The sequence below is a fragment of the Schlesneria paludicola DSM 18645 genome (genome assembly GCF_000255655.1).
Lineage (GTDB): Bacteria > Planctomycetota > Planctomycetia > Planctomycetales > Planctomycetaceae > Schlesneria > Schlesneria paludicola.
In genome coordinates, this window is the sequence record NZ_JH636434.1 from 1,190,398 (window position 1) to 1,207,753 (window position 17,356).

At 54.1% G+C, this 17,356-nt stretch carries 19 protein-coding genes and 2 pseudogenes; 3 read left to right on the top strand and 18 right to left on the bottom strand.

Going from position 1 to position 17,356, the window contains the following annotated elements:
- Window positions 1–172: 172 nt before the first annotated feature.
- The 3 genes from rnhA to serC all read right to left on the bottom strand — a co-directional run bounded on the left by rnhA (window position 173) and on the right by serC (window position 2,453).
- Window positions 173–652, bottom strand: a complete 480-nt coding sequence (gene rnhA / locus OSO_RS0105765; protein ID WP_040591612.1) for a ribonuclease HI — start codon at window positions 650–652, stop codon at window positions 173–175.
- A gap of 246 nt (window positions 653–898) precedes the next feature.
- Entirely contained in the window at window positions 899–1,117 is a 219-nt protein-coding gene (gene infA / locus OSO_RS0105770; protein ID WP_010582529.1) for a translation initiation factor IF-1, read from the bottom strand.
- 247 nt (window positions 1,118–1,364) lie between these two features.
- On the bottom strand, window positions 1,365–2,453 hold the full coding sequence (gene serC, locus OSO_RS0105775; protein ID WP_010582530.1) for a 3-phosphoserine/phosphohydroxythreonine transaminase: 1,089 nt from the start codon (window positions 2,451–2,453) through the stop codon (window positions 1,365–1,367).
- 373 nt (window positions 2,454–2,826) lie between these two features.
- On the opposite strand from serC, the gene OSO_RS0105780 reads away from it, so the two are divergent.
- The gene (locus tag OSO_RS0105780; RefSeq protein ID WP_010582531.1) at window positions 2,827–5,028 is read left to right on the top strand and encodes a tetratricopeptide repeat protein; all 2,202 of its coding nucleotides are present in this window, start codon (window positions 2,827–2,829) and stop codon (window positions 5,026–5,028) included.
- 40 nt (window positions 5,029–5,068) lie between these two features.
- Here the strand turns inward: OSO_RS0105780 and OSO_RS0105785 are convergent, their stop codons facing one another.
- The 4 genes from OSO_RS0105785 to OSO_RS42315 all read right to left on the bottom strand — a co-directional run bounded on the left by OSO_RS0105785 (window position 5,069) and on the right by OSO_RS42315 (window position 8,241).
- Window positions 5,069–5,548, bottom strand: a complete 480-nt coding sequence (locus OSO_RS0105785; protein ID WP_029246692.1) for a cupin domain-containing protein — start codon at window positions 5,546–5,548, stop codon at window positions 5,069–5,071.
- A 198-nt stretch (window positions 5,549–5,746) separates the two neighbouring features.
- On the bottom strand, window positions 5,747–6,814 hold the full coding sequence (locus OSO_RS49370; protein WP_010582533.1) for a lipid-binding SYLF domain-containing protein: 1,068 nt from the start codon (window positions 6,812–6,814) through the stop codon (window positions 5,747–5,749).
- A 310-nt stretch (window positions 6,815–7,124) separates the two neighbouring features.
- On the bottom strand, window positions 7,125–7,913 hold the full coding sequence (gene folK / locus OSO_RS47500) for a 2-amino-4-hydroxy-6-hydroxymethyldihydropteridine diphosphokinase (RefSeq protein ID WP_010582534.1): 789 nt from the start codon (window positions 7,911–7,913) through the stop codon (window positions 7,125–7,127).
- A 169-nt stretch (window positions 7,914–8,082) separates the two neighbouring features.
- Window positions 8,083–8,241 (bottom strand): Flp family type IVb pilin, encoded by a 159-nt coding sequence (locus tag OSO_RS42315; protein ID WP_157605055.1) that lies wholly within the window; start codon window positions 8,239–8,241, stop codon window positions 8,083–8,085.
- Between the two features lie 330 nt (window positions 8,242–8,571).
- Between OSO_RS42315 and OSO_RS0105805 the strand changes: the two genes are divergently transcribed.
- Complete coding sequence (locus tag OSO_RS0105805; protein WP_010582536.1) at window positions 8,572–8,757, top strand: hypothetical protein; 186 nt, start codon at window positions 8,572–8,574, stop codon at window positions 8,755–8,757.
- Between the two features lie 414 nt (window positions 8,758–9,171).
- Here OSO_RS0105805 and OSO_RS0105815 read toward each other — a convergent pair whose 3' ends face one another.
- The 3 genes from OSO_RS0105815 to OSO_RS0105825 form a co-directional block, all read right to left on the bottom strand.
- Window positions 9,172–9,867: a type III secretion system chaperone gene (locus OSO_RS0105815; RefSeq protein ID WP_010582538.1), complete on the bottom strand. Its 696-nt coding sequence runs from the start codon at window positions 9,865–9,867 to the stop codon at window positions 9,172–9,174.
- A gap of 101 nt (window positions 9,868–9,968) precedes the next feature.
- Window positions 9,969–10,580 (bottom strand): phosphoesterase, encoded by a 612-nt coding sequence (locus OSO_RS0105820; RefSeq protein WP_010582539.1) that lies wholly within the window; start codon window positions 10,578–10,580, stop codon window positions 9,969–9,971.
- Window positions 10,581–10,747: 167 nt separating this feature from the next.
- A complete protein-coding gene (locus OSO_RS0105825) occupies window positions 10,748–11,185 on the bottom strand; it encodes a hypothetical protein (protein WP_157605056.1) in 438 nt (145 codons plus the stop codon).
- 380 nt (window positions 11,186–11,565) lie between these two features.
- On the opposite strand from OSO_RS0105825, the pseudogene OSO_RS49710 reads away from it, so the two are divergent.
- Window positions 11,566–11,825 (top strand): annotated as a pseudogene (locus tag OSO_RS49710) (transposase); the annotation flags it as partial.
- A gap of 44 nt (window positions 11,826–11,869) precedes the next feature.
- Here the strand turns inward: OSO_RS49710 and OSO_RS0105845 are convergent.
- From OSO_RS0105845 to OSO_RS42335, 8 genes and pseudogenes are all read right to left on the bottom strand, one after another.
- Window positions 11,870–12,964, bottom strand: a complete 1,095-nt coding sequence (locus tag OSO_RS0105845; RefSeq protein ID WP_157605057.1) for a hypothetical protein — start codon at window positions 12,962–12,964, stop codon at window positions 11,870–11,872.
- Window positions 12,965–13,215: 251 nt separating this feature from the next.
- Window positions 13,216–13,380, bottom strand: coding sequence for a hypothetical protein (locus OSO_RS52520; protein ID WP_390510695.1), 165 nt, complete (start codon window positions 13,378–13,380; stop codon window positions 13,216–13,218).
- A 159-nt stretch (window positions 13,381–13,539) separates the two neighbouring features.
- Window positions 13,540–13,863: a hypothetical protein gene (locus tag OSO_RS52525; RefSeq protein WP_390510853.1), complete on the bottom strand. Its 324-nt coding sequence runs from the start codon at window positions 13,861–13,863 to the stop codon at window positions 13,540–13,542.
- 143 nt (window positions 13,864–14,006) lie between these two features.
- Window positions 14,007–14,165 carry a hypothetical protein gene (locus OSO_RS52530; protein WP_390510697.1) on the bottom strand — a complete coding sequence of 53 codons (159 nt, stop codon included), beginning with the start codon at window positions 14,163–14,165 and terminating at the stop codon, window positions 14,007–14,009.
- Window positions 14,166–14,368: 203 nt separating this feature from the next.
- Window positions 14,369–14,800: pseudogene (gene tnpA, locus OSO_RS42330) on the bottom strand (IS200/IS605 family transposase).
- Between the two features lie 148 nt (window positions 14,801–14,948).
- Window positions 14,949–15,791: a hypothetical protein gene (locus tag OSO_RS0105865; RefSeq protein WP_010582545.1), complete on the bottom strand. Its 843-nt coding sequence runs from the start codon at window positions 15,789–15,791 to the stop codon at window positions 14,949–14,951.
- Between the two features lie 266 nt (window positions 15,792–16,057).
- Entirely contained in the window at window positions 16,058–16,678 is a 621-nt protein-coding gene (locus tag OSO_RS0105870; RefSeq protein ID WP_010582546.1) for an IS630 family transposase, read from the bottom strand.
- Window positions 16,642–16,983 carry a COG3415 family protein gene (locus OSO_RS42335; protein ID WP_010582547.1) on the bottom strand — a complete coding sequence of 114 codons (342 nt, stop codon included), beginning with the start codon at window positions 16,981–16,983 and terminating at the stop codon, window positions 16,642–16,644. Before OSO_RS42335 ends, OSO_RS0105870 begins: the two co-directional genes overlap by 37 nt.
- Window positions 16,984–17,356: the final 373 nt, after the last annotated feature.

Here is a 17,356-nt window from a genome sequence, read left to right on the forward strand (position 1 = left end):
ATCCGGGTAGTGAAATTCTCCGAAATCTGCATTGAGAAACGAGAATCACAGCTGGTAGGACCACGGAAGAGAAGGTTCATGCGGCGCGAAATGTCCGCGTCAATTTCGACAAGGGCCCGGTCGCAGCGATGCGAGCCCAGATCCGGAAGCCCGATCGAGCACCCGCGGCACGTCAGCCGCCCATGAAATTCATTGCCGCGGCAACCGCAAGTTCATCGCAGCGTTCATTTTCCGGATGGCCCGTATGGCCTCGCACCAGCTTGAACCGGACCTTGTGGAGCTCGAGAAGCTTGTCGAGTTGCTGCCATAATTCGACGTTCTTCACCGGCTTCCAACTCGTCCCCTCTTTACGCTTCCAGCCGTTGCGTTTCCACCCCGGTAACCATTCCGCGCTGCCCTTGGCGACATAACTGCTGTCTGTCACAACTTCCACTTCGGAAGGCGACTTGAGCGCCAAGAGGCCGGAAATCACAGCCTGCAGTTCCATCTGATTATTGGTAGTCAGGGGAACCCCGCCGGAAAGCTCCTTCTCCGCGCCGGAAGCGGGATGACGCAAAATGCACCCCCAACCACCAGGTCCAGGGTTCCCGCGGCAGGCGCCATCCGTAAAAAGATGCACAAATGGCAACGAACTCGAGGTGGAGGCCGACATGGGATAAAACGCCAAACAGAGTCGTCAAATCGGCCAGTTCATCACGGCGTGCATTTAGACCGGCGCAGCCTGATACCCTGGAAAGCAACGTCAGGTCGATCCAACCCAGCGATCTGTTCAATGCGAGTAACAATCTGTGGCATCGAATTTGATCCCACAGAGACACAATGAACAGACTCGATGCCCCATCGTTAGAACAAGAATCGTCGGCCGCTTCAAGGAGAATGAAGACCCCATTGATGGCGATTAACGTTCACGGAACACGATCCGTCCGCGATTGAGGTCGTATGGCGAAACTTCGACGACGACATGATCACCCGGCACGATTCGGATGAAGTTCTTGCGCATCTTGCCCGCAACGTGAGCCATAACCATATGGCCCGTTTTTAGTTTCACGCGAAATTGCGTGTTGGCGAGTGCCTCGACAACATCGCCTTCGACTTCGATGGCCTCTTCTTTGGCCATAAACAGCAACCTCCGAGATTCGTTGATGAGCGGCCCACATCCGTGGCCGCGAAAAGAGAAATGGCATTATAGCTCCATCGGAGCAGCAAAACCAACCCTCTCGCGCCAGAGAATATCCGATCCTTTGCGTTCCCTTAGTGAAAACGACGCCAGCGCCTGTCGCAGCGGCTATGAAACAGGCGTAAAAAAAGGCGCCGGTGCATCACACCGGCGCCTTGAATCGAAGTACTTGATGAACTGCACCGCATTACGCCTTGGTATTGTCCGCTTCGAACTTCTTGAGGAAGTCAACCAGCGCATCAACGCCCGCTTCGGGAAACGCATTGTAGATACTCGCACGCATTCCGCCGACGCTTCGATGTCCCTTCAGCCCGTCGAATCCAGCTTTGGTCGCGGCCGAGCAGAATTTTGCATCGACGTCCGCATCGCCAGTGACGAACGTGACGTTCATCAGCGAACGGCTCTCTTTTGCGGCCGTGGGCTTGAACAACTTGCTTTGATCGAGGAACGCATACAATTTTCCGGCCTTGCGCTGGTTACGTTCGCCGATCGCCGACAATCCACCGCCTTGTTTGATCCACTTCAGCACCAGTCCGACGAGGTAAATCGCGAAGGTTGGAGGGGTGTTATACATAGAATCGTTCTTCGCATGCGTCCGATACTGCAGCATTGTTGGCAGGTTTTTGGCGCCGCGTTCGATCAGTTCATTACGCATCAGGACAAGAGTCACACCTGACGGCCCAAGATTCTTTTGAGCCCCGGCATAGATCATTGCGTGTTTCGACACATCGATCGGACGGGAGAAAATGTCACTGCTGGCATCGCAGATCAAATCGAGACCTGCGGGAACCGGCGGCAATCCCGGCCATTGTGTGCCAAAAATCGTGTTATTCGACGTGTAGTGAACGTACGCAGGCTTCTCGCTGAACGAAAACTGTGAGGGGATATAGGAATAGTTCTTGTCCTGGCTCGAGCACGCCACGTTCGTGATCCCGAACCGACGGGCTTCCTCTTCCGCTTTTTCAGACCACGAACCCGTGACCAGATAGTCGGCGGTTCGGTCCGAGGTCAGAAAATTCATGGGGATCTGGAAGAACTGTGTCGATGCGCCACCTTGCAAAAACAAGACCTTGTAGTCGGCGGGAACACCACCGACTTCTCGAACGAGAGCTTCGGTCTCTTCATAAACGGCCAGGAACGCCTTGCCGCGGTGGGAGTGTTCGAGAATACCGATTCCGGAGTTGCCCAGCGACAAAAGATTGCGACCTGCCTCTTCCAGCACCGATTCGGGGAGAACGGCCGGGCCTGCTGAGAAATTCCAAATCCGCTGAGTCATGCTGAATATATCCTTCACAAAATCGAAAGCTCACTACAATGGAGCCTGTTTGCACGTAGTATGTCGGGAAAGCGCCGTATCCGTCAAACCGATGTTCCGGAATCCAAATGCCGGACTAAGTGCCAGAGTCCACAACAGGACAAAATCGAGACCGTCACGCGATTTACGACGACGGTAGCCGAGACCGTCGGACAGGTCACAGTCGCGACAGGTTCACCAGACATTTGTTGTCTGATTAAAAATCAGCAAGGTCGATCGACTGCCCCATGGCAGAGTATTTCTGCGCCCTGTAAAGTTCATGCACAATAAGTCCATGCGCCAGAAGGCGGTACAAGCGCGGCCCCTGCCGACGCTTTCGAGAGGAGATGCGAGCATGATTCGCGGAATCCGGTTCTGTTTGGTCGTCGCGATCGGAACATCATTGATGGGCCAGCCGCTGGTTCTTGCCAACCATGGACATGGCGGCGGTGGTGGTCACAGCGGTGGCGGCGGGCATATGGGCGGCGGGCATATGGGTGGCGGGGGCGGCCATTTTGGTGGCGGCGGGGGCGGACACACCTTTGGTGGCCATTCAGGATTCAGTGGCGGGCATTCTGGATTCAGCGGCGGACACACCGGCCACTATGGCGGCGTGCAGCAGCATATCGGTGCACAACACAGCATGGGCGGCGTCCAGCATCAGGTGCAGCAGCACATGGGCAACGTCCAAAACCATGGATTCAATCAACATCAAGGTGTCGGACAACAAAACTTCGGCCAGCAACACCAGAGCTTCAATTCAACACATCAGCATCTGTCGCACACGGGAGCACCAAACCTGGGCGGCCAGAACCTGGGTCAGCATCAACATTTCGGCCAACAAGGCCATTATGCGAACATGCATAACCAGGGGACTCAACATCAGCTCCATGCGCCTTTCTATCAGAACCACGGACATCAAAACGGGCTGGGGCATTCGGGCGCAAACGGGCTCTATCAGAACGTCAGCACCCGGCACGCGGTGCATGGATTCAATTCGTCGGCCCATCAAGGATCGCAATTCCTCTCGCACCACGCCCATCAGTCGGGTGCGGGGCTCAATGGCGCGATGCTGCATCATGGCTCGGGAAATGGACTGGGGTTGGGTGGCGCGGGCCTGCACCATGGCTCGAGCAATTTTGGTTCGAACAACTTCTTGTCCCATCACCATGCGAATCAGGCCTCTGCCGTCTCGATGGCGCACCATGGAGCCTTAAACCACAATCATCAAGGCTGGAACAACGGCCACCAGAATTGGAACAACGGGTTCCACAACCATAACAATCACAATGGCTACTGGAACTCGAACCACTACTACCACAATCACGGCTGGTACGGCGGATCAAACTACTGGCGCTATCCCTATTACGGGTACGGGTCTGGATTCGGCCTGGGCCTGGGGCTCGGTTACGGTTTGGGATATGGATTAGGCTATGGCGGTTACTACGGCGGTTACGGCCTGGGGTACTACGGCGGATACTACGGAAGCTACTGGCCCAGCTATTACGGGGGCTACGGGTATGGAGGGTATGGCTATAACGGTTACGGCTATGGTGGATACGGGTATGGCCTGAACGGATACGGCTATTGCCTAAATGGCAACCTCTACAGCCCGAACTATGGCTATGCTGGATGCAACTCCATTGGCTACATGCCAAACTGCGCGTATCAGACGTACGGCGTCGGCAATCTGGCAGGCAACGCCGGATACGGAACCTCAAGTACGTTGATCTCCTCGGGATTGGCATACGGCCCGACCTCCCAAATTGAAGCGCTCGGTGTCGCCACCGCGACGGACGCCGCACCCGCCGTCATCGCGTCGACGGTGCAGGCGGCACAACCTGCGGACACCACCTCGGGAGCATCGAGCGGCCTGCCAACGGCGGAACAGTTCGCACAGATTGGCGAAACCGCGTTTAAGAATCGTGACTACAAAGGCGCCGTTCGTGCTTGGCGACATGGACTGGTTGATGATCCACAGAACGCCATCCTGGTGATGATGTTGTCGCAGGCATTGTTCGCAACCGAACAGTACAGCGAATCCGCAGGCGCGGTACAGGCAGCCGTCCAGGCCTTGCCCCCTGAAAAATGGGATGTGGTCATCAAGAATTTCCGTGATCTCTACGGCAAGGGCGAAGACTATACGTCCCAGCTTCGAGCTCTGGAAAAGGCCGCGCGAGAGAAGCCCGATGAACCCAGCATGCGATTCCTGCTGGGCTATCATTATGGCTTTTTGGGTTACGCCGCCGATGCGGTGAAGCAGTTGCAAAAGTGCGTCGCACTCGCACCACGTGATGAAGTTGCTCAGAAGGTCCTTCAGCATTTTGAGGACAAGCTGCCGAAGAAATCCGAGCCGCCTGCGCCCGGACAACCACCGGCAACAACATCAGACAAATCGATCGACGTCCCCGCGCCGCTCGATTTCATTCCACCACCACCGCTGAATCCAGAACCGTCCACAGCGGGCCTGACACCTCCGAAGGCCCCCGCCGCCTCGACCAAAGAATCACCTGATTCGGTGTCGGCCACGACCCCGGCGAACGCTTCGCCGAAATGACCTCGTTCAGGCCCTGCTAGCGAGCGCGGTGTACAACGATTCAATGCCCTGGGACATGGATCGTGATTCCGTAACGGGGTGCGGCTGCTAACAGCTTTTCGATTTCGGCTTTCGTGGGTGGTGCCGCTGTCGTCGTGCCCGGTGCGACGGGTGTTCCCACTTCGAAAAACATCTGTTCCAGTCCAGCCGGGGCGACCGAAATCACCATTCGCGCGGTCTGCTGACTTTCATTCTTGAACGAGTGTGCGACACCAACCGGCATGTTGGCAAATTCGCCGGCTCTGGCCACGATGCGCCGGTCGCCGAGCTGAAAAGTGACTTCTCCCTCGAGAATATAGAACGATTCTTCTTCACGCGTGTGCTCGTGCGGGGGTGGTCCACCACCCGGAGGAACGGTCGCCTCCCACATTGCGTATCGCCCCTCCGTCTCAGCACCTGTCACAAGGAATCGATACACGTCGCCAACGACGGCGATCATTCGCCCTTCGGTCGCATTGACGATTGTTGGTTGTCGAGACATGAAGTCGATCGCCCTTCGTTTTTCAGGATGCAGCGACATGTTGATCAGGTGCCAATCACACAAACAGGTTTGCATCGAGATCAGTGGATGACAATTCGGATGTCATCGTCGCACTTGCGATCTCGGCGGAGGAAACGACTTCCACTCCGCCAAGATCGCAAATAAGCCCTCAGAATCGCTCACCGAGTTCCACCGGCTTCAATTTGGCCGAACTTCGTGCAAGTGAACTGGCGGAGGAGGCAGTTGCAGCGTCGGTCGAATCGATGCCACCGCCTGCTCGTATTCCCGTAACAGCTCGAACGTATTTTGAAACTCGGGCCGTTTGGTCAGCCGCTGGTACTCCGGAGAGTTACTGACATGCGCGAATCGCTGAAGGGCCAGAGACAAATGCTCTGGCGTTGGAAGCATCCCCGGCTCTTGAATCCCGTTCGGCAAGCCGAGATAGGGACGCCATTCTGGATTGAGAATGGCCTGAAGTTGATCGGAGCTTCGTAGGAGTGAACGACGGATGGTTTCCAGTTGTCGCGGCGACGCCACTGGAGCAGGGCGTTCAATCACAGGACGATCATTGACGGGGCGATCATTGCCCGGTCCGACATGAACGCCATGCGGGGTGATCTCCGTCAAATAGTGACGCAGCTCTGCGGCCTGAGCGGGAACACGTCGTGGAAGCTCACCTGATGGCGATCCATAAAAGAAAGCATGTGCCTCGTGATCAATTTCCAATGCCGAGCCATCTAACGAAACACCCACAAAAAGTCCTCGACTGCGTGAGTAGGAATAGATCTCGGCCCGAAGTGTTTCGTCTGTTCCCGCTGCGGCCTCACGTCCAACTGGCCCCGCAGTCACCGCCGCATCAACGCCGACCGTGAACTTGCCGCTCAAAAGGCCTTCAACACCTTTCCGCGTCGTAAAAACCAACACGACATCGGTTCCCTGGATGCCTGCCTGCCACCCAACACTTCCACCGGTCAAGGTCACGAACTGCGGTAAACTCCACTCTCCGTCGGCATCGCGCGTCATGACAACACCATGGCCACGCCGAGCACCGGCAATGAATCCGATCTTGATCACATTCGGCACCACGACGATGCCTTGAGCGTCTTCGAGCAACCGAGCCGGAATCTGCTTGGCCGGAATGGCCATCAGCTCGCTCAAGACTTGCTCCGCCTCAACGACTTTTTCGGCAGGCCCCTGCGCGAAGGACGTCGCACATGCCGAGATTCCCACGGCAACCAGTGTCGCCAGCATCAAATACTTGCGCATCGTTCGAACTCCATTTCCAAACCACTCACAATTCCTTGGACATTTTGCCCGCACCAAATTCTAGCGAACTCTGCACGCCTTTTGGATGGGGAGCTGAACTTAACTCTTCTCTATGTGAGAATTGCGCAGGGAAGTCGTCGCTATGATCCAAGCGCCTCGTCAACATTCCACGGGACGATGACCTGTCAATTTCCGGTCCCCGCCGAACGCTGCCATGCTTCGATTGGGCCATGATAATTGGAGAAATGACAAGGCTCGACACGTCAGTTTTCGACAGGCAGGGAACCGAAAAAACATGTCGGTCCAGCGTCTACCAATCAGACAGGCGCTGAGGGGCATCAAGCGCCGCCGTCAGTGTCGATGTCAATTGCTCAAGCAGATCTCCGGGCGATCTCCGCAAATCGATGACAGCACGTTCGCCTTCGGTGGCCGGACTGCTGGTTCGCACTCGCAGAACGTCGGATTGCTCGACATCCGCGTGGACCAATTTCACCTCGGGAAATCGAGTGCGAAGCTGACCGCTCAGCTTGTCGAGCTGCGAGGGAGAGATCTCGGGCAGAGCGACACGCAATGGTCGCGGTTCAAGCCGCGCCACCAATTGCCTGGCAGACATTTCGCTGACCGGGTGCCGCCAATCGGTGGCGACTTCCGCCAGTGGATCAAGCACAAATCGACGATAGGTCAGGGCGGGGTGGGGAACGATCAGGTCGGGTTCATCGTGCACATACTGGCCGTATGTCAAAATATCCAGATCGAGTGTTCGCGGCCCCCAGCGAATGTCGCGGACGCGGCCCAACTGATTCTCGACACACTGAAGGACGTTCAACAAGCGTAGCGGCGACAGCTTCGTTGTCAGCTCACAGACGGAATTGATGAAGGGCCGACCCGCACTGGAACCCATTGGAGCCGTGGTATAGAGCCCGGATCGTTGTCCCAATTGAATGTGGCAATGCAAGCTCAACAATGCCAGTGCCGCGTCGAATGTGGCTTTCACATCACCGACGTTTCCGCCGAATGAAATCCAGCAACACACGCGATCCAAATTCGCCTGATCAGAAGGGGTCTCGTTCGCGAATGCGAGACATGTTCGCGAGAACATGGTCACGATCCCTCCGTGGAACGCGGTTCGATCATCGTTGAAAGCCAGCTTTTTCAGTCAGGACACCCGACAGTGACGGACCAGCAAGTCATTGAGACATGCCACGTAATCATCTGAAATGACAGTCGAACTCGGCCGCTCTTGATCGTAACGAATGCGACGAAATTCGCTACAAATTGGATGCCGCGTTATTAAATGCGTTGTTCGCCTTCGTCCCCAACGTCGCCACGGTGGAAACAATGACCATCAACAACAGACTCAGCATGATCGCGTACTCGGTTGCCGATGCCGCTTCTTCGTCGAGCAAAAATCGCTTGATCGCAGCCATTGTTCCGACTTTCCGATTGTAGATGACGAGGTGCATCCGACGGAATGGTGACGGACAAGCATCGCCTGATGATACTCGGCAGTTTCAACATTAGGTCGAGATTGGAAGGAGGTCAAATCGAAACGGACAGAAAACCCAACGTGGTATTGAGTTGTTCAATCGATCAGTCAATTAAGGCGTGACGGAACGATGTTTTGTCCAGAAAAATAACGGTTGATTTGATTTTTTCTTGCGGATTTTGTTCAAAGTTGTAGCATCAAAGCTGTCGGACGAGTTCGGTCGTCCGGGTCTTTCGCAATTCGGAGCCGTTCAGCGGTGGAGGAGGAGATCGTGAGTGCGCTGGTGATGCTAGAGCAGGTCAGTAGCCATGACGTCGATCCTGTGGAAGAGATGAGAATGCGTACTTGGGCCCGGCGGCACTATGCACCCGCCGAACAACGTGACGGCAACTGGCATCCAGTTGTCTTGGATGAAATGTTTCGCAAGGACCGCGAGACGCAAATCAAACCGCGATAAGAGGCTTCCGACGATTGCATCAGTTTTGTCCCATGCCAGTTCTGGGCCGACGGACCATTGGAAATGTTGATCCTACGAATGTGAGTTGATCGACACGGCAACGGGAAATGAGTGGACTGTCATGCCAAAAGCACTCGCGATGTCTTGTGCACGTGACGTTGGTGCGAAACGAGTGTTGAATTGAATCCCAATTCGACCAAACGCAGATTGGTGTGGAAAAGAATCAAGCCCGCTCCCTCATAAAGGTGAGCGGGCTTTGTTCTTTCCGAATCGACGATTCCCGCCGCCAAGTGTCGCCCTGGCGTGACAGCTTGCTGGAACGAGGAGCACAGCCACACCGCGCTTGACGATGGCATGGCGTTTTTGATCCGCAGTGGATCCAGTCCCCGGTAATTCAACAGGCTGCCGATGGAATCACTTCTTCGTCGACGAACCAAACTTTGAATCGTTGACGGCGGTTCTGTCCACTTTAGGAGCCGTGTTTTTGGCCCCGGAAGCAGACACCCCGCTGGCCGGAACGCTTCCTTTCACTTGAGTGCCCGTTTGAGCCGATTGGGCAGGATCATCCGTGACGGGCGCGGTCCAGTTGGAAACCTTCCAGTGTGGATGCGTTGCCACAACGGACTGCCCCAGATCATCCAGCACCGCGCGGAATTTTTCCGACGTCATGCTGTCATTGGGAATCACGCGCTGCAGGACGAATCGACGATTCGCCGCGATATACGTGAAGAATTTGCCTTTCCCCAGCTTGTCGTTGTCGGACAACAGACGCAGCAGCGCGGTGCGCGGCACGTCGGCGGCCGACTTGGGAAGTTCGTCGAGCCATGCCATCACCCAGATCGAACTGGAATCCTGGCTCAGAACTGTCGACATCGACAAATCCCACTCTTCGTCTTCAATGGTCGCTTTGAATACAAAGTCGTAGCGTTTGTCTTCGACTTTCGTCTCGTATCCCATCGCGTTCAGCAGCGTGCCGAGCGATTGATCCGTCAATTTGCCCTTGGCGGTTGGCGCGGACTTTTCATCAGGGGTCGCCGCGCCTGCCACTGCGGGAATCGCCGCTGCCAGGGCCGCTCCCAATACCGATCGTCGACTCCAAATCATCGCCATTACCTGACCCTCCTTGGCCCCAAAAACATCGGATTTGCCAGCGACAACACACTGTGGCCGAATGAATTTCACTCGAACACCAGGCGGAGACCGGCAAGGATCTACCCAAACAAATGCTTGAGACAGATCTGCGACCATGTTTCGAACTGGTCGATCACCTGTAACAATTCTGCGGGTTCTGCGAATCCTGTCTCTAAGATCGACTCTTCCCGTGGGCGAACTTTGGCCGCGTCGAGGTCAAAAATGTGAACAATCCCCAAATGAACCTGTCCGACCGGGGTCTCGTCATCGTTAATCAGACCAACACAGGAATCCTTAAACCCTGATTCCAAATAGACTTCCTCGCTGATTTCGCGATGCATTGCCTCCAAATAACGACGGTCACCCGACATCCGATCCGTCGACGAAATATGTCCGCCGATCCCGACCGACCGCTTGCTATGCAGCCGTCCTTCTCCGCCCTTTTTACCCCGCTTATAGAAGAACACCTGTCCATTGTGACGAAAAATGCAGTAGGGAATCAGTTGCTTGAAGCTGGGATCTTCCTCGACTTCATTCCGCGGACGGAAGCTGGTATGAGCTGGATCGAGCAGCGTCGAGATATAGCGATCGACGTTGGCATTGAACCCTTGAAAGTACCCAACCTCGCGAAACAGGGCGGTGGGCACAACCAGAACGTGCTCGATCGGTTCATTCGTCGCGGAAACTGACATTTCAGGTGCTCTCAATGTTCATGCAGAATTCAAAGGAAATCCGGCCGGCATCATAGAGAAGCCTCGCCGTGATATCCAAGCGGTGGATCTCGTGAGATCAGAGGACGCGCTTCCAATTTCTCGTGAGTTCGCTCACCATGCCACCGCACAAAAGCACCTAGAAATGATTAACGACAACCGCCCCCAACTTCAAAAAGTTTCACGAAGTTGAGGCGGCGAATTTTTCTCGGCACATTTCTTCTGATTTTTTGCGAGCCCTGGAGATCACGCAGATCAATACGAAATATGAATGAGCGAGAATCGCGCACGAGATATTGTTGAAAGCCGTGTTTGAGTCGAGAACGGGAAAAGGCGGCGTCTCCTGCTGTTTTATGAAACATCAGCAGCCCCACCCGGGGCACGAAAGGAACGCCACTGATGCGACAGACTAGTACGAACGAGACTGAGAGCCCAGCGGTTGGAAGGAAAGCAAATGACTGATCTCCGATCAATTTCCCTGCAAATGACGAGAGCCGCAGCCCCATGGATACATGAGTTCGGGAGGGCGCGAGGAAGATGCCGCAAGCGTCTTGGAGGGTGAAGTGGAATCCTTCCTGGAGCAGCATTGGGGCCGTGTCGACGAGCAGGACCGACGACAAATTGTTCGGAACCGTTACTTGCCCTCTCGCGAGATCGTAACCGGAGCCAGACCTCTGGAAGTTTTTCAGCCTCGAGTCCGCGACAAGTTGGCAGACGGGACAGACCGTGTTCGTTTTTCGTCATCGATCATCCCCCGTGCCTGAGAAAGAGCAAGTCGATTGAAGAGCTGATTCCCTGGCTCTATCTCAAGGGAATCTCGACAGGTGATTTCTCGGAAGCCCTGCAATCACTGATCGGTCCGAAGGCAAGCGGGTTCAGCGCCAATGTTGTTGTCTGACTCACGAAGGAGTATGACGCATGGCGCAAATGTAGCCTTTCGAGCAGGCACTATGCCTACGTACGGGAAGACGGAATCTATGTGAATGTCCGCTTGGAAGATGAGGCCAATTCCCGTCAATGTCTGCTCGTGTTGATGGGAGCGATGGCCAAAGTGGGGAAGGAACTGATCGCCGTCATTGCTGGCCATCGGGAGAGCAAGCAAAGGTGGATGGAATTGCTGCTGAACCTGAAGCAGAGGGACTGACGATCGAGCCCAAGCTGGTGATCGGCGACTTGGGCTTCTGGGCGGCAACTCGCGAGGTATATTCCAAGGCTCGCGAGCAGCGTTGATGGGTCCACAAGCGAGCTCTATTTCGACACACATGCGATTCCTACGGTATCGCATCATCGTTGCCACCGGGGCCTTTTGAAATACGGTCGCGCGCAAACTCCTGAAGTTTCTTCAAAGTCGATTTTGCAGCGTACTTATCCACACCATTCTCGATGGCGACGTGATTACTTAGCACCTCCGACAATCCCGCAGCAATCTTGCTCCAGCTGATGACATTCGCGGCATTGGATTCAAAATATTTTCTAAAATACAATTGCTCTAATCTACTAGCGTTTTCGTGAGAAGCCCACCGTCCGTCGAAGACAACTTTGGCCCACGCAATGATGCACTCATCACAATCAACTTCAGGAGAACATTTAGCAATTGCGCATCGGGCTTCACAGAGTGCTGCACATTGCGCCAAATCGTGGGTGCCAGCACCATCATCGTTCAATTTCCGATCGATCGCATCCGCACATTTGAGTATCCATACTTCAAGCTGGCGGCGGCCGCTCTCATCCAAACACGCTTGCTGAGTGGCGATTCGATACTCGCTGAAGTACTTGAGCGCATTCCTCATTTCAATCGCATTGTTGCTCCCCTCCAACAATATTGCGTCCAACATTACTTGAAGGTGAGGAACTGCCTGTACCCAATGCTTCTGATCTCGATGCTTTATGAACAAGAAGTAATGAAATCCATACCACTTGCTTCCATCATTAAAACGTTTCTTCGCGGAAACCAAAATAGCCTCTGCATCGCCAAGCCGATTGCTATTCAACAAAGAACGAATCAGCGGGGCGTACGCCTCCCTTGTCTGAGGATCTAACTCAATTGCCCGTACCGCGCATCTGATACACTCGTCGCGCTGAAATAAGCTCTCGGCAGCCATTGAAATCGCCGCCCAGTCTGCAGCAACCATCTCCTCCGCCGCCCTTTGTCCAACCACAATCAATTCACGAAACGCTTCTTGGCGTATCTCACCAATGCGGCGCAGCTCGCTAGAGGGCGCATTCTTGCCGCGCGCAATTGCCATCGCTTGATCGTAGCCTCTACAGATCTCTGAATATTTCACAGCAATTGATGCATTGGGCATTAATTCCACCGAGACGTCGGCGGATAAACTTGCAACGATGAAAAAGAAAGTCGCTCGCACAGATACACTCCACGCGTGAAATTGAGACAAATCAGCGGACAACTCTTGCTCGCTGAAACATGCGACCCTGGAGATTCCTCTGAAGATCGCTAACACCCTCGTCGCACCTGCCAAGCAAAAAGCGTCAACGCTACCCCTCCCATGAGCACCCCCAGGGCCAGCGGCCACAAAGCCCTTTCAACATTGAGTAGAACGTTGTCGTCCCATCCGAAGAAGCGTCGCATCATGGCAACGCTTTCGCTTCCTGCGGCTTACTTCAGCAGGGAGAGTGTGAAGCGTCTGAAGCAGGCAAAGCCCTCTCTAAGGTTCTCGTCTCGTATTCGATTTTCATCTTCGCGATAAGCCACGTTCAGGCACCAGTGGCATGCATTTTCAATGCCCCAGTGAGCCCGGACTGCTCGGGTGAACTGTTTCACATCCAGACTCAGGCTGCTCAGAGAATAGCGTGACTCCGCGATTTCCTTCCCATTCCAATTTCAGATGAGTAACACGGCTCAAATCGACTTGAAGCCCCTCCAGGACTGAAGCCTGACAGGGTCTTCGGAGTGGCCATTTGAATGTAGGTTCTGATCTCTTCACGGCCATACCCCTTTCAACGGTTTAATTACTGCTCGCGGCAACGTGGGAAAAATCGAACTCTGCTTGCTAATCGATGTAGTCGCCCACGCCCTGGTGTGTCGTTTCCTGGTTGCCCTTGAGTGCGAATACAAGCCGACAACCTGCGGCGCAATGGCCGCCTGTGTGCCCATGGCATCGATCGTGATGATCGCACCTCGGATTTCCACCAGCTTCAAAACATCAGGAATCGCAGCGTTTTCATTCGAGTTCTCCTCAAAGGCCACTAATCTGAGCGACAGGCCAAATTCCGATGCCCAGACTCTCACGGAGTGCAAGGCCACCAACCCGGCCGAACGCTTATGGCGCCGTCGCAAGGTCTTGCCGTCGATCGCCAGAATTGACTATTCGACCCCGAGGGCTTTAGTGGCAGCATCCCGCAAGGAGTGCAGTCAGGACGCAAAGCAGGTTAAAAATTCGAGCGGGTTTAAGGCGGAAAGGACACGACGGAAGACATCCATTCGAGGAATGCCGTAGGCAAATCCAGGTGATGCAACAGGAAGTCACTTTTCAGCAAAGCCCACTTTGGGATCGATGTCGGACCATCAGCTCCCGCGAGGATCGCCATGATCGAATTCACAATCATGATCACCAAAGGATGCTGAAGATTGATCTCGGAACGAGGATCCTCCAAGCTCTAAAAATGCTGACTGACAACTCCCAAACCTGAATGAACAGGGGCCCGATCCTCAGCAATCCAAATGGGATAGTACACGAAGCAATTGAAGCCTACCGGCTGTAAGCCGGTAGGTTCGAAGAAATCGTGAACTACGGACTGAAGTCCTTCGCTCACGATTGAGTTACCTTAAAATCAGCCCCACCATCCTTCGGTTCCGTTCCATCCTGTTGCCGGATGTACTCCATGATCACCTCATCTGTTACGGTGCCGCTGGAAGCCACGAAGTAGCCTTGAGCCCACAAGTGACGACCCCAGCATTGCTTCTGCAGATGATGAAACTCAATCATGAGTTTTCGGGAGGTTTTTCCTTTGAGATATTGCATCACTTTGCTGTAAGAGATGTTCGGCGGGCAAGACAGCAACACGTGCACGTGGTCTCATGAGACAGCTCCTTGCAGGATCTCAATCTCGTGCGTCCGACAGATTTCGCGAAGGCGAACCCCAACCGGACCGGCCAACATTCCCTTGCGGTACTTTGTCACCCATACAAAGCGGTATTTGATGTCGAAACGACCATGGGTACTTGATCGATAGTTCTCCATGCCCACATATTAACCGGAGAGCGTAAAACCTAAAGGATTCGCCTGAAGGCGAGGGGTTTAGACTCATCGCGAGGACAACAAACGGCCAAAGCGCAAGTTCTCTAAACGGCCCCCAATGTGGGCACTGACCCTGGAGCACAACCCCTACTCACGGTTGTATCGAAAAAGATGGCGCAAGTGATATGCCTGCGGTTACCGCCGAATTAGGATTGGCAATTGCAATAATTTCAAAATAGTATGAGATGGCCTCAAGACGAAAAACATCTCCCGCATGCGCTGGCTGGCTGGTAATTATTATCGTATTAACATCCAATGGCCAAGATGCACTCACCCCCTGAGATACACCGCTGACAGTGATCGTTCCGGTTACATCCCAACCAGCGCCCCCCGGAGCAAGCGTGCCTTGCAACGAGCTACCTCCGCATACGATTTTCCACCCACCATAAGTCACTCCAGCGTTCCCTACTACCGGATCAAAACCAATGATGATATCCATTTTACCACTGAATGTCCCTGTTTGACCTGGAGTCCCTTGAGCCTGGAAAAGCCCTCTCGCCCCACATCCATCGTCCCCGAAATGAAGGACTGATTGAGCCTGAGCATTGGGGTCGCTTGCTGAAATATCGGCGCTCATCGCAGTACCAGCTGAAAACGAGACCTGGGGCTCTACGATATTAGCTGTCCCAAAAGGGTAGATGTTTGCCGAAGTCAAGTTCGCAACCTGCCCGGCAGAACTGCCTCCGTTGCTCGCTTGTAAACTTACGGGATATGTAGCCAACGTTGGATCTCCAAGGTAATTAAACCCATCTCCATCCGACGCCCACATAAGATTTGATGACGATCGCGCGGCGACAGTCGTATCTAAAAATGTGAGATCTTGATAATATGTGTCGATGCGCTTGCAGGTCATTCCGGCACCAAACGACGGGCCATTACTGATGCATGAAAGCGCAGCGACAACGACAGTTAAGAAAGTGTTGATACGAGACATAATACACCTCCACAAGTTGCGAAACAAAATCGGTAACGAGCACCAATGACTAGCTACCACCTCTATCCCCTAGCAATTCGCGACAACTACCCCATGAACGCAAACTGAAACACAACGCACCATTATTAGCCACATGCAACTTATTACACCACACACAGAACGTCAACCATTCGCAGTAAAAATTACGTGAAATTGACGGCACATGAAAAAAGGAGCGCGCCGCGTTTCAACACGAACTTTGAGCATCTTTCCAGAGCGGTTCAGCATTAATCGTAGCGGTATCCGCAGTGCTTGAAATAACCTCGGCATTCGTGCTCAGAGAAGAAATCGAGGATTTTCCCACAGAGTTTCTCCGTCGTTCGTTCTGCACCGTCTCTGAGCAGGTTTTTGAGTTTTGAAAACGCGAGTTCAATGGGATTCAGGTCTAGCGAATACGGCGGTAAGTAGCGAACTTCGGCGCTAACAGCCTGGATGGCTTTGCGGATGCCGGCCACCTTGTGGCTGGAGAGATTGTCCATCACGACAATATCGCCCGGTGCCGGTGTCGGAGTTAAATGCTGCTCGATCCAGGCTCGAAAGATGTCTCCGTTGATCGCCCCTTCGACAGTCAGAGGAGCAATGAACCCCGTCGCTCGTAAAGCCCCCAAGATCGTCGTCGTCTGCCATCGACCACACGGGGTCTTTTCGATCAGACGCGTTCCGATGATCGAACGGCCGTATGGACGCGTCATGTTTGTCTTGGCCCAGGTTTCGTCGATGAATACCACACGACTCGGATCGATCGTTGGCTGTGTGGCGTGCCATTGAACTCGTTGCTCAACGACATCGGGCCGATCCTGTTCGGAGGCGATCAGAGTTTTTTTCGACTTCGTTCCAATGCATGACAAGCATTGCAGACCGTTTGCAATGAGACGACGACATTGCGTTCCGCCTTCAAAGCGGCCTGCAGTTCACGCAAGCATACGTCAGGTCGCTCGTCAATCTTTGCCAGAAGCCAGTCTGCCCAATCCTGCCAAATTCGCTTGCGATTGCGAGTCGTTTTTGCCGCCACTTGGCCCGTCTCGCGACGCTGCTGCTTGACTCGACGTCCCCACGACTCTGAGACTTTAAATCGCAACGCAACAGATTGAGTTCCTTCATTCGCATCACATGCCGCCAGAACCGCGCCGCGAAATTCCTTCGAATAGGACATCCGCCACCTCCTTGGTAGACCAAGACTACGCAGAGGGCGCTAGGGTATCGGTTGAACCACTCTAAGCACGCGCATTCGCAGAGAATCGCTTCTAACCAATAAAATGGCCGGATGCTTTTTTGCGGGAACATCGAGCGCGATGCGGAAGAGGCCACCCAATGCAATTGCATCGGCAGCAAAGCGACATTGATTGTCAGCTAAAACTGAAACAGGCTCGTAAGAATCTCAACCCCACATCTCCATGCTTGCCCGCCATCCATAAACCCACTGAATGGGAACGACGGCGACTGGTAGAATTGCTGATTCGATGGCCAACAGTTCGTCATGACGCAGCAGGGACTGACTCCTCGAGGATTCAAAAAACGCCATGACA

What these genes read in the sequence shown, in the direction of transcription:
- OSO_RS0105825 (WP_157605056.1), bottom strand. Translation starts at nt 11,185, where the DNA reads ATGCTGCTCCAGGAAGGATTCCACTTCACCCTCCAAGACGCTTGCGGC.
- OSO_RS0105785 (WP_029246692.1), bottom strand. Translation starts at nt 5,548, where the DNA reads ATGTCTCGACAACCAACAATCGTCAATGCGACCGAAGGGCGAATGATC.
- OSO_RS42335 (WP_010582547.1), bottom strand. Translation starts at nt 16,983, where the DNA reads ATGTCCTATTCGAAGGAATTTCGCGGCGCGGTTCTGGCGGCATGTGAT.
- OSO_RS0105865 (WP_010582545.1), bottom strand. Translation starts at nt 15,791, where the DNA reads ATGTCTCGTATCAACACTTTCTTAACTGTCGTTGTCGCTGCGCTTTCA.
- folK (WP_010582534.1), bottom strand. Translation starts at nt 7,913, where the DNA reads ATGTTCTCGCGAACATGTCTCGCATTCGCGAACGAGACCCCTTCTGAT.
- OSO_RS0105820 (WP_010582539.1), bottom strand. Translation starts at nt 10,580, where the DNA reads ATGTCAGTTTCCGCGACGAATGAACCGATCGAGCACGTTCTGGTTGTG.
- rnhA (WP_040591612.1), bottom strand. Translation starts at nt 652, where the DNA reads ATGTCGGCCTCCACCTCGAGTTCGTTGCCATTTGTGCATCTTTTTACG.
- OSO_RS42315 (WP_157605055.1), bottom strand. Translation starts at nt 8,241, where the DNA reads ATGGCTGCGATCAAGCGATTTTTGCTCGACGAAGAAGCGGCATCGGCA.
- OSO_RS52530 (WP_390510697.1), bottom strand. Translation starts at nt 14,165, where the DNA reads ATGATTGTGAATTCGATCATGGCGATCCTCGCGGGAGCTGATGGTCCG.
- serC (WP_010582530.1), bottom strand. Translation starts at nt 2,453, where the DNA reads ATGACTCAGCGGATTTGGAATTTCTCAGCAGGCCCGGCCGTTCTCCCC.
- OSO_RS0105815 (WP_010582538.1), bottom strand. Translation starts at nt 9,867, where the DNA reads ATGGCGATGATTTGGAGTCGACGATCGGTATTGGGAGCGGCCCTGGCA.
- infA (WP_010582529.1), bottom strand. Translation starts at nt 1,117, where the DNA reads ATGGCCAAAGAAGAGGCCATCGAAGTCGAAGGCGATGTTGTCGAGGCA.
- OSO_RS0105780 (WP_010582531.1), top strand. Translation starts at nt 2,827, where the DNA reads ATGATTCGCGGAATCCGGTTCTGTTTGGTCGTCGCGATCGGAACATCA.
- OSO_RS49370 (WP_010582533.1), bottom strand. Translation starts at nt 6,814, where the DNA reads ATGCGCAAGTATTTGATGCTGGCGACACTGGTTGCCGTGGGAATCTCG.